Raw genomic sequence first — 14,835 nt, 5'->3', positions numbered from 1 at the left:
AAGTCTACTGAATAGAGCCTCAGTTAAAAAAGGCCAGGGAAGTCAAACCAGTGGGAACTAACCTCCGTCTAACATCCAGCTCAGGTTTACCCCCCACTACCCTCATTAAGCGCCAAATATTGAATTAGGTTTTGGCTTAGGCTTCTCGTAATAAAAGGAGTTAGAAATTTGAAAATTAACCAAATAAATCTGATAGGATTAGGCCATTTTAGCTTAGACAATCACTTACTGAAAATACCGCTGACGGCTTAATCCAGTCCTATTGTCTAAGACCTAAAGAACATGAAGAACCTGTATAGGCTAAGGATGTATAATAAAAATATCAATCCTGCCTATTTGTTTCCCAGACGGATAAATTAAAGAGAATTTCAGTTTTAATTAGGGGTGAATGACCATGCCATTAGTTTCTGTTGTTGTTCCGGCTTACAATGTTGCTAAAACGATTCGTGATACCATCGACTCGATTTTAAAACAAACTTTTTCCGATTTTGAACTAATTATTATTAATGACGGATCTACCGATAATACATTACAGGTTATCGAAGGGGTCCGCGACCCAAGAGTCCAAGTCTTTTCTTATGAAAATGGCGGATTACCCGAAGCGCGAAATCGGGGAATTGCTCGCGCAACCGGAGAATTTATTACCTTTATCGATGCAGACGATCTATGGACGCCGGATAAATTAGAAAGTCAGCTTGCGGCATTACAACAAAACCCCAAAGCCGGACTCGCTTATAGCTGGACCTGCTTTATGGATAGCGAAGGTAAATCCTTTAGTAAAGATTTTCCTTCCTATCTTGAAGGGAATGTTTATCCCCAATTGTTAGTCGGTAATTTCATTAACTCAGGGTCTAATGTGATGCTGCGTGCATCCGCAATTGAATCCGTGGGACTGTTCGATCGCACCCTGAAATCCATTGAAGATTGGGAATATTGGTTACGAGTTGCAGCAAAATGGCCCTTTGTAGTCGTACCCCAGTATCAAATCCTGTATCGACAGTCGGCAACATCAATGGCCTCTAAAATTGATGTCATGGAAAAATATAGCGTCATGGTCATCGATCGCGCCTTTGCCAACGCACCCGCAGAACTCCAACGATTGAAAAAACACAGTTTAGCCAATACCTATCAATATTTAGCTCGCATCTGCGTCACCCATACTCCTGATGCCGAAAAACTGAAAACCGGCTGGGAAAACTTGCAAAAAGCCATTCAATTGCACCCGGCCATTTTATTAGATAAAAAAGTTCAAAGGCTGTTAGGAAAGTGGATGTTACTCCGTCTGGGTTCTCCCGAAGTATCCCAATATTGCCTAGAAAAATTTGGAAAAATGAATCCCCAAAACGACCCACGCCGAAATAATTACAATGAAGAGAAAGCAGAAAAAAATGTCCTAGAGGTTGAGAATAAAATTCATAGCTTTCTGAATCAAGGGGTTTTATAAATCTCCTGACCTTGACCTCAATTAGAACGGTCCCCTAGTTATCTCTCTCCCCTGATAACGCTTGCCAACTAATCTAAATTTTTCCAAGGAACCCGGTTTCTCTAGCTCACGAGACTAGAAACCGGGTTTCTGCCATGACTTGTTCCCCTTCACCTAAACTTTAGTTAAGGGTGCTTTGCAACAGCTAGAAGCTCAGGAGCAGGATGATGAGTCACCTTAAGTATCGGGTTAATATCGCCCCAATTTCAACCTCCCCCTACGGCAATCCCTGGACAATTTCAGCTAGGTCGCTTGTCTGAGTTGCACAGGACTGAATGCGCTGAAACGTTTCAACAACAGGACATTCAGAAATTTAAGAAAATATTCACAATGTTAGCTGCGTTGTTCAGGTTATTGTAATATAACAATGAGTCCAGCCACCTTGCAGACCTCATCACTGATTCGGGCATGGTGTAAGCCCTTTAACTTTTCTGCTGATTTGATGTCCAGCTTATTTTAGCGAGTAGGTGCAGGATTCGAGGCCGATCGCCTAGATTTAGTTTTTTAAACAGTCGAAAGTGCCAAACTAGAAGTAACGATTCGGGAAAATTTGAGGAGGTTGAGGCTATGACGATCGCCGCTGAACTTCGATCCCTTAGCGTGCGGGATTATCACCGCATGGTAGAAGTAGGAATTTTGGCTGCTTCGGAGCGGGTGGAATTGATTGAGGGGCAACTTTACACAATGGCAGCGCATAGAACGGCGCATAGTGCGGCAGTTACCCGAATTGCTCGGGCTTTGTCGCAACGGTTGAGCGGACGGGCGCTGCTGCGGTTTCAAGACCCCGTGCAGTTGAGCGATTTTTCTGAGCCAGAGCCGGATATTGCGATCGCCCACATTGACCCTTTAGACTATGAAGACCATCACCCAACACCAACAGAAATCTTTTGGTTAATAGAAGTCGCAGATAGCACCCTGCGGCGAGACCGAGATCTCAAGGTTCCGGTGTATGGCCGCTCTGGCATTCAAGAGTATTGGATTTTGGATGTGCAGGAACGATGCCTGTATGTGTTTCGAGAACCAAAGCAAGACGGCTATCGCTCGGAACAAAAGCTATTCGAGCAAGATGCGATCGCGCCGCTTACGTTTCCTGATTGCATAATTTTAGTGAGAGAGTTTTTGCGATCGGCGACTCAAGAATAAACAGGCTGACTCTTGATGAAGCACTCAACAATACTCGATAGGTGCTGGAACTAATGAGATGTTTACCCCCACCCCAAATTTTACAAGGAATGAGTGAGAGATTTTCCGGAAATATCCCAACTTAGGAGGGTGTGAAAAATGGAGCTAAACCTAATAAGGGGTTTATGCCTAAGTCCTGTTAGGATATGAACGGGAACCAGCAAAGCTGTACCCTCGGCTTGCCAATCCCTAACGGTTAGAGAGAAGATGCCTAAGAAAATTAGAGAATTGAAGGCCATACTGCGTAAAGCAGGCTTTGAATGTGTCCGAATTCGAGGAAGTCATGAGCGATGGATGCATCCAGATGTACCAGAATTGCCAATTACCCTAGCCGGAAAAGATAGTCAGGATGCTAAACCCTATTTAGAAAAGTTAGTTAAGGATGCTTTGCAACAGCTAGAAACTCAGGAGTCGGATGATGAACCAACTTAAGTATCGGGTTAATATTGTTTGGTCTGAAGTAGATGGAGCTTATCTGGTAGAATTGCCAGAATTTGCTACAGAAATTCAGCGCTATTTTACGGATGGAGAGACCTACGAGGAAGCCCTCAAAAATGCTCAGGAGGTTCTGGAACTGCTGATTGAAAGTTATCAAGCCGAGAATAGACCTTTACCCCGACCACAAATTTTAGAGGTAGTCTGAAAAAATGAAGCATCGATTCTGTAGTGGATTTTCATGGCAGCAATGATGAAACTTTTAGATGTGGTGGCCTTAACCGAAAATTTACATGATTCTAAGGAGATTAACGCATAAGAATTTCTGATATTTTTAGTTAGTACAACCCTTAAAACTAGGAGAATTTATGTTAATAGAGAAAATCATCCAAGAATTACAAGATATTCCAGAAGAGAAACTTGCAGAAATTTATGACCTGATTCACTACTTCCGTTTAGGTTTAAATCAAGAAAAAACTGGAACTCTGACGGTTAACAAAGTGGAATTGCGCACCCCGGGTTTAATCACGGGAAAACTCTCAGACGCTTTTTTTGAACCTTTACCAGAAGAAGAATTGCAGCGATGGGAATAAGCTATCTCCTCGATACTCATATCCTACTTTGGTGGCTTTTTAATGACCCTAAACTTAACGAAGAGTGAAGTCAATCCCTAGACTCAACTAAAAATAGCTTGAAATAACTCCCAATTCAACAACTCCATCACCCACTATGAAAGCAATTGAAACCACAGCCACAATTAACGAGAATGGAGAACTCACCCTCGATCGCTCTGTGGAAGTGACCAAGCCTCAGCGAGTCCGCGTCATCGTCTTGATGATTGAAGAAGGCGAGGAAGACCCGGATGAGACCCCTACGGAAATCGCCATAGAAGGTATTCGGCAGGGCTTACGGGAAGCCTTGACAGGACAGATTATGCCCCTTTCACAAATGTGGGAAGGCATTGATGCAGAGCTATCACCAAAGTTTTAGAGGCGATCGCCTCGAAGAAATCACGCCCCCAAACGGTCACCCTTTGCCGCTTCACCCCAGCCCCATCATAAAAGCTGGAGTGCCTATTCTGACCCTCCTACTGCAATCCCTGGACAATCTCAGCGAGGCCCCTTGTCCGGGTTCCACGGGACTGAAAGGGCTGAAACGCTGCAACAACAAGACATTCAGAAATTTAAGGAAATCTCCAGAATGTTTAGATCCCTTGTTCAGGTTATTGTAGTAACAATGAGTCCAGCCACCTTGCAGACCTAATAACTGATTCGGGCATTGTGTAAGCCCCTTAACCTCTCTCTGGAGAACTTTACCCCTGGCTTGAAAGAGTGGTTCCAGACCGTCAATGCCGACCGATTCGACCTTTGCCTAAGCCTTTTTAACCCAGTCTTGGGAGGCGATTTCCACCCGATAAGTGTCGGGACCGACAGTTATTTGAGGCAGACTGACCCTGGATGCTGTTAGGCGATAAGCCTTCGGCATAGCGGCGCTTACCGCACCATCAAATCCTTGATTCATAAACTTGTATCTATGACAAGGGTGTTTTTAAAGATTGACTATATTCTTTTGTTATGAAAAAGATAATATTTGTTCTTCTGCTTGCGGGGCTACTCGGTGTTAATCTGTTACTCTCAGACAGAGTTATGGCCCAATCTTGCTATGATCAAAGAGCCGATACTGAGGGTAGAACTGCCTCGGATGGGCGTTGTATTCCTTTTCCTATTTTTTCTGGAAATGCGTGGGGTAAAGGTTATGTAGCTCCTTATGTTATGCCTATTGTTGTTAGGGCTATGGAGGCAGGAAGATCCGGTGATTATAATTCGGCATTATTGCATTTTGAGGAAGCCAGCGAAGCCCTTTATAATGAAGCAATATCCCCTAAAGACGCGGAGCCTTATCAAAGACAAGTTAATCGAGGATATTTAGCCGCTCAAGTCGCTAAAAAATGGGCCGATCAAGGAGATTCTAGCGAAGCACGGCAAGCTTGGATTGAAATTAGCGGAATTGATTACTGATCCGGAATCCGGAAGCCTTGATACCTGGCGACCTTGGCATCATCTTCTCTACTCTCCATCCTAACACTTTCAGAACCCCCATATAGTTTGCAAACGATGAGGCCAAGAAATATGAAAAATGCTAACTTGCTTTCGATAATCACTGGAGTTAGTCTTATCCTGTTGAATAGCTTCTTGCCGCTCAAACCCCGTCAGGCGTTATCAATGGTTTCTACCACTCCTCAAAATACTCGCCAAACTCTTCTCGCTCAAACTGAAGTACCCATTACTCGAATTACTTTTATGAGTGCGGGTGTTGGAGTGTTGATCGTTCCCAATTCAGACACAACTCAGTCAGCTTACGGTGGAGAGCTACGGCTATATGACGTTCATCTTGCCAAAATGTTTGAAATCACTCATTTTGAATGCAACCGACCTTATGGGGGAATGGCTGGAAACCAACGAATCATGTGGCGTTATGAAGCGGGGGATGGAGACATTAAGATGGGGGCATTTGATATCAGTTGCCGTCTAGCAAGTCAGATAGCACGAGAATATGGATTAGGAAGAACTGAAACCACGAACATGACCTATTATCGTGCACGAGCTACTGAAGAAATTCCGATTTTGAATATTACAGGGGACAAGATTCCTCGCTGGATAAATTTTCTCCAGTCATTTCACCCGGAATTTTAAATTAGATGAAATTCTGGAGGGCGATTCATCCCCACCCGGCGGGGGTTTGAACCCCCTGCGGTTGCTGGATTACAGGGACCGATGAATTGAATCCGGCCAGAAGTCGGTGACATCATAGCCCAATTCTTCCAGCAGACTCCGCAATAAGGGTAAACTTAAGCCTATGACATTGGTATGACATCCCTCCAATTTTTCCACGAAGAGTCCGCCTCGGCCATCGATCGCAAAGCAACCGGCACAGCGCAGGGGTTCTTCTGTTGCCACATAGTTTTCGATTTGCCGATCGCTAATATTGGCAAAGTACACCCGCGTCATTTGGCAGCGCACTACATGGCGATCGCTGTTTAAATCAAACAAAGCATGACCTGTATAAAGTTCACCCACACCGCCGCGCATTTTTTGCCATCGTTGGATTGCTGCTGCTGGGGTTTCTGGTTTGCCATAGATTTCCCCATCCACTTGCAAGACTGAATCGCACCCCAAGACGACCACCCGGGAGGGGTTGTCGGGTTTTTCTGGGGTCACAGTGCGATCGCCCGGATTCCTAAACTTAGCGACCACTGCCTCTGCCTTACATTGTGCCAGGGTATTCACCAGAGTGACCGGATCCGTTGATGTCACCGTTGATTCATCAAAGTCACTCCGACAGACAATCGGTTCGATTCCCGCACTTTGCAACAGGTGCAAACGCGCCGGAGAAATTGAAGCTAATACAAATGCAGGAATGCCCATAATCTTATTATTTTTGCTTGTTAGTAGAAGACTTAACCCCCTTCCGCCCTCCCTTACAAGAGTAGGTTTTTACTTCCGGTCCCCTCCCCTTAGCAAGGGGAGGGTTAGGGTGGGGTCTTAGTGAGGTGCGATCGCACCTCACTAGGAATCGGTGGGTGGAGGATGTTGGCGGGGAGGTGCGATCGCCTCTTTTGAGTGCGTGACTTGGCGATCGCAAAGAGGGAACCCCACCCTAACCCTCCCCTTGCCAAGGGGAGGGGACCGGAGGTGCAGTTAATAGTAGGGGGAATCACCATAGAGAACCCCACCCTAACCCTCCCCTTGGCAAGGGGAGGGGACCGGAGGGAGGTGCAATTAATAGTAAGGGGAATCACCATTCCTAGGAAAGAGAATTGGGGGGAGGGAGGTCCATCTTCAGCTTGATGATGTTTACGGATTTAGTAAACCGAAAAACTATTAACCACCGTTTGAAACTGCTGTTTCATTTTTTGGGCGCGCGCTTCCGAGGTTGATACATTTAAAGTAAAAAGTTTCCCGCGACTAATCGCAACACTGGCAAAATTATGTCGCTCTTGGGTGGGAAGTTTTACTGCATATTCTAACAGATAGTAAGTCTTTGAACCCTTTTCTCGCTGTTCGGCATTAATTAATTCCGCTTCGCGCCCGGATCCTGGGGGTGCGATCGCATTTTTGGAGAGTTTATAACCCACCTCACTCGGTGTCCCCAGTTCGCTTAACGTTTTCCCATCCGGGACTGGAGAAATCACCACGCTCACATTTTCCCGGGTTTCTATCAAATCGTGATAGACTACATCGGGACCCTTATTCACCTTCACCGGCACCCATCCATTCGGATACAGGAATTCATACCCATCGGTACTATCGATATGGCTTTGGAGTCCACTGGCGGCTGAAACCGCACAACTGCTGAGGACCAGACTAACTATGACCACCATAATTGTGGCAATTCGTTTGAGCATCACTGCAATCTCCTTAGTTCATGACCGGGATTGCACCAGCACCAATGGCTGAAGCGCCCCCATACGCTTGCGCGTGCTCTTATTTTGCCATTGCCGGGGCCGATTTTATCTGATATCCGGGTTATTTTTTCCCGAAGGGGATCTCACTGGACGCGGATTTCCCCAGTTTTAGGGGGAGTGTTCGCAGTAGGTTTGGGAGGGAAAATTCTGAATTGAAAACAAGTAAGGGAACTCCAAAACATAAAATTTCAAAAACGTTCGTAGTGACTCCTTTAAGAGTCATCTTAAAGAAACCCCTGAAGGGGGGACGTTGAACGTTTGTTTGGATGATTTATGTTTTGCAATTCCCTAGCGGTTAAGGAAGTCCCGGAGATGAGTCAACCCATTTAATTTTGAGATCAGGAAACGAGTCCACGACCTGAATTTTAAAATCCGGGAACGCCTCGACCACCTGCCACTTGCCACAACCATCGGGAAAGGAATTAACCATTTTTACCCGGAGGTCAGGAAATGAGGCCACCATCTGAATCTTTAAGTCGGGAAAACTCTCGACAATTTGCACTTTGCCATACAAGGAAATGTCATTGTAGGTACAGTTCGCATCCACCTTGTTTTCAGACCGGGCCGGGGTCACCCAGAGGATGAATCCGAGGGTAAAAAGGGTCCCCAATATCCACAAAAACAAACGTTTGAGCATTTGGCGATAAAATTAATCGGGGGAAGGGTTTAGGATTCAATAGACCTTTTACAAAATACCAGTTTGATTCGCTTTTTTCCCCGTGGGATCCCCCGCCCGTCCCCCTTAAGAAGGGGGAGGCCAGAGGAATAGATATCTTGCAAAATTCTCTGAAGCCCCCCTTACTAAGGGGGGTTGGGGGGGATCAATCCATTTTTTTGCAAGATGTCTAATTTTTCTGAAACACTAGAAATAAACAGAAACAGAACAACTGCACTTGACAATGAGCCAGATCGATCGCACTGAAAAAATAAACCGGGTTGGGGTAATAGGCGGGGGTCAACTGGCCTGGATGATGGCGGATGCGGCGGATGCACTCGGGATCGAACTCGTGGTTCAGACCCCCAAAAATAGCGATCCGGCAGCGGCCCGAGCTTCTGAGGTGATTTTAGCACCGATTGATGATGCCCAGGCCACGGCGCAACTCGCTCAACGCTGCGATGTGATTACGTTTGAAAATGAGTTTGTGGATTTAACTGCGTTAGGGGAGTTGGAACGACAAGGGGTCTGTTTCCGCCCGAAATTGTCGGTTTTAGCACCAATTTTGGATAAGTATGAACAGCGGTGTTATTTGCGATCGCTGGGGTTGCCAGTACCCAAATTTATGGCCTTTGATGGGACCCAACTGCCGCCGACTCCGGACCTGCCGACGGAAAAGGTGGTCATGAAGGCGCGGCGTCATGGCTATGATGGTCAGGGAACGGCTATTTGTGGCGATCGCCAAACCCTCCTCTCCACCTGGGAACGCTGGGGTCGCCCTCCGGTCCTCCTGGAAGAATTTATCCCCTTTGAGCGGGAATTGGCGGTTATGGCAGCCCGAAATCAGGCCGGTGAGGTGGTCTTTTATCCGGTGGTGGAAACCCAGCAGGAAGCGCAAGTTTGCCGCAGGGCGATCGCCCCTGGGGATGTCACCCCGGAGGTGAATGCTCAAGTGGAGGCGATCGCGCAGCGTCTCTTATCCGCCTTAGAGGTTGTCGGCATCTTCGGCATCGAACTGTTTTTAACTCCCCAGGGTCAAGTTCTAGTCAATGAAATTGCCCCCCGGACCCACAACAGCGGACACTTAACCCTGAATGCCTGCAACACCTCTCAGTTTGAAATGCATCTCAGGGCGGTTTGTGATTTACCCTTGCCGAGTCCCGCCCTCAACTGTGCGGGGGCCGTCATGGTCAATTTGCTGGGATATGAGGACTCTGAGGACGACTATAGCGCCAAACAGCAGCAACTCCAGGCCATTCCCGGCGTGCATCTGTATTGGTATGGCAAGACTCAATCCCGTCCGGGGCGAAAAATGGGTCATGTAACGGCGATCGTCCAGGGGGTATCTGGAAATGCCTTACAGCAGCAGTGTCAGGAACTCGCCCACCAGATAGAATCCATCTGGTATCCCGGATCCCTTTAAATTCAGGACTGAGGCATCTCCCCCATCCTCCCCATCTCCCCCATCTCCCCCATCTCCCCCATCCTCCCCATCCTCCCCATCCTCCCCATCTCCCCCATCTCCCCCATCTCCCCCATCTCCCCCAAATTATTCCCGAGCCACCCCTTGTCATTTCGGTGAAATAGATTACAATGAAGAAGCTGAACTGCAACGTTGGTGACTGCCAATAGTGTTTTATGATCTATGCCTTAATTTATAAGGGAATCGTAGAGTTCTAGTGGCCGTAAACCGGACATTGTATCCGGAAACTTAAGCTATGAGCCGCGGTGCCCACCTGGTTTTTCCAGGTCAGAAGCTGAGGTAAGACGGCGTTGCGGTCAGCCCCAATTTTTTAAGCCCTATCTTATCAGTAGAATCCCGCTCCATCAGCATCAAGGAGGAGGGATACCAGGGGGAAGAATAAACCGTTACTGCGGGTCCCAGTTGTGAAGATTGTGACCCGTGACTCTGTACAGTTGACCAAATCGGAAAAAGCATTTAACATCACGAATAACTAATTTTTGAGACTTGATCCGGTTGAGCCTTTGGGTCATCAGTGGGAATTGGTCTCAAAATTAGCACCGGAGATTGCTGTCTGCGGTGAATTGACCGGACTGATGCCAAGAAAGCCGATTTAACTCTGAAGGTTGAGGTGATATGAGAATCGCCCCTACCCAATAGGCACAGAAGGGGTCAGTCCGGTTGAGCAAGGGAGCAAACAGCCCCTAAAAATGTCCATCTCTTCATCATCCTGAATTCAGAGTCTTGATTTAGTATGATGAGGAGAATCAAACCCTTGAACGCCCCTAATTACATAATGGCTCGCTACACTGGCTTATTTATCGTTGCAGTTCCCCTGGAAAATTTCCGGCCCTTGCTAGGAGAAATTTTAGAGGCTGCCAATTTGAATATTATTTATGAAACCCTGGACTATATTATGGCGCGGGAACAACCGGGAGAAGTTCCATTTACCAAATTAGTGACCGTGGAAGTGGTAATAAATAAAACAGTTGGGGTGGAAGATGAAGTGCGGATGAATGTGGTAATGAAAAATGAAGAATTGCCCCTACATTTAGATAACCGTTGTCGGCAAATGTTTAATCTGTTATCGGAGGCGATCGCAGAAAATCGCTATTGGGAGCTTTTAGAAACTGCCGTGAGTTAATCGGGGTATCGGTTCCCAATTAGGGGCAATGGGAAGCGATTTAGAATAGCCCGCTTGCAGAATTGCGGAGAGATCCCCCCAACCCCCCTTAAGAAGGGGGGCTTTTTATAATGACAGCCAAAAGTCTAATGAGTGCGCCGCAACAGCAGGGAATTTGTGACGACACTCACGGAACTGAAGGCCATGAATGCACCGGCAGTGGCGGGATTTAATAAGATTCCCCATAGAGGCAATAGCAGACCGGCAGCGACGGGAATACCCAGGATATTGTAAGCGAAAGCCCAAAATAAGTTTTGCCGAATTTTGCGAAAGGTAGCGCGACTCAGTTGGATAGAACTGACCACATCTAGGAGAGAATCCCGCATTAAAACAATACCTGCGGTTTCTACAGCGACGTCTGTGGCGGCATTTAAACTAATACCAATATCCGCTTGCGCTAAGGCAGGGGCATCATTGATACCATCTCCAACCATTGCGACGCACTGACCCTGGGATTGGAGGTGAGCGATCGCCTCCGCTTTCCCGGCAGGGGAGACTCCGGCGAGGATATCCGTGGGGTTGAGTCCCAGGGATTGCCCGATCGCCTGGGCCGCTTCTGGGCGATCGCCAGTCACCATCATCACCCGTAATCCCATATTGCGGCAAGCATCCAAGGTGGATTGAGCATCCTCTCGCAGGCGATCGCGCACGGCGATGCACCCAATCAATTCTCCCCCTTTCCCCACTAACACCACGGTTTTTCCCGCTGCGGCAAGTTCTCGGGTCCGGGAACTCCAGTCTGGGGAAATCTCTATCCCCTGTTGCCTAAACCAGTCCTCGGTTCCCAAGAGGATAGAATCATTTTCCACCCTTGCAGCAACCCCGCATCCCGGTTCCGTCTGAAAGGAATCGCCACGCAGAAGAGGGAGATTTCGGGTTCTGGACTCGATTAAAATTGCCTTAGCAAGGGGATGATTCGTCCCGCTTTCCACTGTTGCGGCAAGTTGCAGCATTTCGGCAGGATCAACCGAGTCAATGCAGAGACAATCGGTGACTTCCGGTTCCCCGGTAGTGAGAGTGCCAGTTTTATCAAAAATTACTGTATCAATTTGCGCCACTCCTTCGAGAATGTCTCCCCCACGAATCAGTAATCCCCGTTCTGCACCCATGCTGGTGCCGACGAGGAGGGCGGTGGGGGTGGCGAGTCCCAGGGAACAGGGACAAGCAATGACTAAGACGGCGATCGCCAGTTTCAAACTGAGTAACAAGGGGGAAGTCGGTTCCATCAGGGAATGCAGGTGACCTCCCATCGGTAAGAGGTTGGTCAAATGCATCGCCGGTTGTAGCACTTGGGGGAACAGGTGAGTGCCGATTAAGTACCAGAATGCAAAGGTGAAGGTGGCGATCGCAATGACGCCGTAGGTAAAGTATCCCGCAACGGTATCGGCGAGATGTTGAATCGGTGCTTTGCGGGTTTGCGCCTCTTCCACGAGGGCGACAATTTGTGCGAGGGTGGTTTCTCCACCGATGCGGGTGGCGCGGATGGCGATGACGCCGGACTGATTCAGGGTTCCGCCAACCACGGGATCGCCGCTTTGTTTGAGCACCGGGAGGGATTCGCCGGTCAACATGGACTGATCAATGGTGGTACTGCCGGAGATGATTTCCCCATCCACGGGGATTTTTTCTCCGGGGAGGACTTGGACAAATTCCCCGACTTTGACGCGATCGGCGCTGATTTCTAGGGTGAAGGGTGGGGAGTCGGAATCAGTTGCCGCACAGATGGGGGTTGTAATTAAGCGGGCGGTGGCGGGTTTGAGGGAGATCAAGGCGTGGAGGGATGCCGCAGCGCGCTGCCTTGCCAGTTGTTCTAAGGTGCGTCCGAGGAGGATAAATCCGAGTAACATCACGGGTTCATCGAAAAAGCATTCCCATTTGAGTTGGGGAAACACCAAGGCAATGCAACTGGCGAGATAGGCACTGAGTGCGCCTAATCCGACTAAGGTATTCATGTTGGGACTGTTGCGCCATAAAGCGCGGACCCCTTCGACGAGGATGGGGCGGCCTGGAATGGCGATCGCCGCTGTTGCTAAGGCCCAATGGAATCCGATGTGGTTGAGGAGTCCCAGTTGGCCGAGGTGTCCCAAACCCGAGAGGAGGATTAACAGGGTGGCGACTGCCAGATTCCAGATGGCGGCGCGAATGGATTCACGGTGGCGAGTGGTTTGGGCATTCTCTCCTTGTCCATCGGGGGTGGTACAACGCAGTTCCGTGGGGAATCCCGATGCGGTCAACTTTTGGGCCAGTTGTTCCGGGTCGATTTTGTCCGCTTCATACTCCACTGCGGCCACTTCCGTGACCAAATTGACCCGGGCGGAAATTACCCCGGGTTGTTGTGTGAGTTGGCGTTCTACCGCTTGGACACAACCGGCACATTTCATGCCCCCCACATCCAATGCAGTGGTGGCAACAGGTGAGGGCGGGTTCGGTATCTGGGTTTCGGATGAAATCATGAATATTAAATCATCAAGGTATCGCCAAAGTGTAACGCTTTTCTTCCCGGAGTGTGCTTCATCGCTCCTCTTCGGTTTCTGCGATCGGGCGCTTCACCGAGGAAAAAATCCGGTATCTTTCATTCTCACTATCAGCGAAACCCGTGGTAGAGTCTCCATCCCATCTCACTACGTTATATTCCACGTTGTCGGCATAAATGGCGAAGGTAATTCGCACAACTTCTAAAAAGTTGATCAGCCACTTGCACTCAGTTTGGGACTGTTCCTCATAGTAGCGGATTAAATTAGCTAAACAGGCTTCTAAGTGAGGGGAACAGGATTTACAGATTAAAACCAACTTCAATAGGACGATCGCTAAGGTCATGGGATTGCCATTGGCCAATAATAGAATAAATAGTAACGACGGCTCTTTGCCGGTTTCAGTGGTTAAAAAATCAATCGTTTTTTTACAGGTATTTTCCAGTAAAATAGGACTTAATATTTCTGAGTCATGATTTTTGCCCAGTTCTAAGAGCTTGTGGGAAAGCTTGTTATTAATCGTATCAACAAAAGTCTGATGCTCTACGGAAAATATTAAATACTTTTTGAGTGCAATTTTAAAAGATTTATAAGTAACTCCTTGAGTTTGATTGATAAAAATATTGGCCAAATTGAGATAATTGTAAGGGCCTCGTTTAGCGACCACAGTTTTAATCAGTCGGAGAACATCATTACCCAAACCCGTGGGATTTTTGTTCGGAACTTCCGCAGACACCAGTTGAGATTGGGACCGCGCCGTGTACATGGCTAGGTCAAATTTAAACCGTTCTTTGAGTTGGCGGGAGAGGGCTTTGGCGGCTTCTTTTTGTTCCTTGGACTTGCCAAAAACGGATTGATGAGCTAATAAATAACTAGAATAGCGATGGCTCCAAGGACCGTCTTCACTCCGAGAGGCAAAAAGTTCGAGGGCTTTGTAATCGTCGCTATTGGAAAAATTACCTAACCACGTGCGGAGTCGGTGCAAACTCATCGAAGCCGTATAGGAACCAATCGTTTTGTCCTGAAACATTTGGATCAGGTCCTGAATGGCGGCATTGTTGCGACTCGATTGCCAATTATTGACGAGAATGTAACAGCAGCGATTGAGGATTTTATGAAATTTGTCTTCATCTTCAGCATAAATAATCCGAAATAGGACATTCCAAGCATCGGTGTTTTTATCTGTATTTACAAATTCAATGAATAAGGTTTTAAACTCGATGGTGACGATTTCCGGAGAAGTCGTGGCCACCAGGGCTAGGAAATAGCTATAAATAATTTCTTCATTTTTATAAAGGGGTGTGGGCTGCCCGTCCAGATTGGGGGAATCTGGCTGCTGCCCATTGGGTAAAGCGCCACTGGTCATAAGTTATGTTATTTCAGATTTGAATAGGGTTAAAAAGACTAGAATTCTCGGCTGAAATTGAGTTTAAGGAGGAAGGATTGGGGGAAATAATTAAAGTTGAGATTAAACCGATCGCTCGCCTTTGACCCGTTCA

17 protein-coding genes and 1 other RNA gene are annotated in these 14,835 nt (G+C 47.5%); 11 read left to right on the top strand and 7 right to left on the bottom strand.

What is annotated here, in order from left to right; all coding sequences use genetic code 11:
- The first annotated feature begins 394 nt into the window (after window positions 1-394).
- The 6 genes from NG792_RS12410 (at window position 395) to NG792_RS12385 (ending at window position 4,090) form a co-directional block, all read left to right on the top strand.
- Entirely contained in the window at window positions 395-1,444 is a 1,050-nt protein-coding gene (locus tag NG792_RS12410; RefSeq protein ID WP_261201752.1) for a glycosyltransferase family 2 protein, read from the top strand.
- 606 nt (window positions 1,445-2,050) lie between these two features.
- Window positions 2,051-2,626 (top strand): Uma2 family endonuclease, encoded by a 576-nt coding sequence (locus tag NG792_RS12405; protein ID WP_261235614.1) that lies wholly within the window; start codon window positions 2,051-2,053, stop codon window positions 2,624-2,626.
- A gap of 246 nt (window positions 2,627-2,872) precedes the next feature.
- Complete coding sequence (locus NG792_RS12400) at window positions 2,873-3,097, top strand: type II toxin-antitoxin system HicA family toxin (RefSeq protein ID WP_261201750.1); 225 nt, start codon at window positions 2,873-2,875, stop codon at window positions 3,095-3,097.
- Window positions 3,084-3,308, top strand: coding sequence for a type II toxin-antitoxin system HicB family antitoxin (locus tag NG792_RS12395; RefSeq protein ID WP_261201764.1), 225 nt, complete (start codon window positions 3,084-3,086; stop codon window positions 3,306-3,308). Before NG792_RS12400 ends, NG792_RS12395 begins: the two co-directional genes overlap by 14 nt.
- Window positions 3,309-3,468: 160 nt before the next feature.
- Entirely contained in the window at window positions 3,469-3,693 is a 225-nt protein-coding gene (locus NG792_RS12390; RefSeq protein ID WP_261201749.1) for a hypothetical protein, read from the top strand.
- A 136-nt stretch (window positions 3,694-3,829) separates the two neighbouring features.
- Window positions 3,830-4,090, top strand: coding sequence for a type II toxin-antitoxin system RelN family antitoxin (locus NG792_RS12385; protein ID WP_261201748.1), 261 nt, complete (start codon window positions 3,830-3,832; stop codon window positions 4,088-4,090).
- Window positions 4,091-4,471: 381 nt separating this feature from the next.
- On the opposite strand, the gene NG792_RS12380 is transcribed toward NG792_RS12385, so the two are convergent.
- On the bottom strand, window positions 4,472-4,621 hold the full coding sequence (locus NG792_RS12380) for a hypothetical protein (RefSeq protein ID WP_261235613.1): 150 nt from the start codon (window positions 4,619-4,621) through the stop codon (window positions 4,472-4,474).
- 53 nt (window positions 4,622-4,674) lie between these two features.
- Between NG792_RS12380 and NG792_RS12375 the strand changes: the two genes are divergently transcribed.
- Together NG792_RS12375 and NG792_RS12370 are read left to right on the top strand one after the other, a co-directional pair.
- Window positions 4,675-5,118: a hypothetical protein gene (locus tag NG792_RS12375; RefSeq protein WP_261235612.1), complete on the top strand. Its 444-nt coding sequence runs from the start codon at window positions 4,675-4,677 to the stop codon at window positions 5,116-5,118.
- 204 nt (window positions 5,119-5,322) lie between these two features.
- Complete coding sequence (locus NG792_RS12370; RefSeq protein ID WP_261235611.1) at window positions 5,323-5,793, top strand: hypothetical protein; 471 nt, start codon at window positions 5,323-5,325, stop codon at window positions 5,791-5,793.
- 69 nt (window positions 5,794-5,862) lie between these two features.
- On the opposite strand, the gene NG792_RS12365 is transcribed toward NG792_RS12370, so the two are convergent.
- From NG792_RS12365 to NG792_RS12350, 4 genes are all read right to left on the bottom strand, one after another.
- A complete protein-coding gene (locus tag NG792_RS12365; RefSeq protein WP_261201745.1) occupies window positions 5,863-6,525 on the bottom strand; it encodes a nucleoside triphosphate pyrophosphatase in 663 nt (220 codons plus the stop codon).
- A 104-nt stretch (window positions 6,526-6,629) separates the two neighbouring features.
- The gene (locus NG792_RS12360) at window positions 6,630-6,821 is read right to left on the bottom strand and encodes a hypothetical protein (RefSeq protein ID WP_261201744.1); all 192 of its coding nucleotides are present in this window, start codon (window positions 6,819-6,821) and stop codon (window positions 6,630-6,632) included.
- 141 nt (window positions 6,822-6,962) lie between these two features.
- Entirely contained in the window at window positions 6,963-7,505 is a 543-nt protein-coding gene (gene psbP / locus NG792_RS12355) for a photosystem II reaction center PsbP (protein ID WP_261201743.1), read from the bottom strand.
- A 355-nt stretch (window positions 7,506-7,860) separates the two neighbouring features.
- On the bottom strand, window positions 7,861-8,202 hold the full coding sequence (locus NG792_RS12350; protein ID WP_261201742.1) for a 7(1) septoil knot domain-containing protein: 342 nt from the start codon (window positions 8,200-8,202) through the stop codon (window positions 7,861-7,863).
- A 262-nt stretch (window positions 8,203-8,464) separates the two neighbouring features.
- Between NG792_RS12350 and NG792_RS12345 the strand changes: the two genes are divergently transcribed.
- The 3 genes from NG792_RS12345 to NG792_RS12335 all read left to right on the top strand — a co-directional run bounded on the left by NG792_RS12345 (window position 8,465) and on the right by NG792_RS12335 (window position 10,826).
- On the top strand, window positions 8,465-9,643 hold the full coding sequence (locus NG792_RS12345; RefSeq protein WP_261201741.1) for a 5-(carboxyamino)imidazole ribonucleotide synthase: 1,179 nt from the start codon (window positions 8,465-8,467) through the stop codon (window positions 9,641-9,643).
- Between the two features lie 178 nt (window positions 9,644-9,821).
- Window positions 9,822-10,005, top strand: a non-coding RNA gene (gene ssrS, locus NG792_RS12340) — 6S RNA.
- Window positions 10,006-10,478: 473 nt separating this feature from the next.
- Window positions 10,479-10,826 carry a hypothetical protein gene (locus NG792_RS12335; RefSeq protein WP_261201031.1) on the top strand — a complete coding sequence of 116 codons (348 nt, stop codon included), beginning with the start codon at window positions 10,479-10,481 and terminating at the stop codon, window positions 10,824-10,826.
- A 125-nt stretch (window positions 10,827-10,951) separates the two neighbouring features.
- Here NG792_RS12335 and NG792_RS12330 read toward each other — a convergent pair whose 3' ends face one another.
- Together NG792_RS12330 and NG792_RS12325 are read right to left on the bottom strand one after the other, a co-directional pair.
- On the bottom strand, window positions 10,952-13,318 hold the full coding sequence (locus NG792_RS12330; protein WP_261235610.1) for a heavy metal translocating P-type ATPase: 2,367 nt from the start codon (window positions 13,316-13,318) through the stop codon (window positions 10,952-10,954).
- 58 nt (window positions 13,319-13,376) lie between these two features.
- A complete protein-coding gene (locus tag NG792_RS12325) occupies window positions 13,377-14,702 on the bottom strand; it encodes a Sll1247 family protein (protein WP_261201029.1) in 1,326 nt (441 codons plus the stop codon).
- Window positions 14,703-14,835: the final 133 nt, after the last annotated feature.

Source organism: Laspinema olomoucense D3b, from assembly GCF_025370785.1.
Lineage (GTDB): Bacteria > Cyanobacteriota > Cyanobacteriia > Cyanobacteriales > Laspinemataceae > Laspinema > Laspinema olomoucense.
The sequence above is the reverse complement of the archived record's forward strand: the minus strand, read 5'-3'. Positions and strand labels throughout refer to the sequence as shown.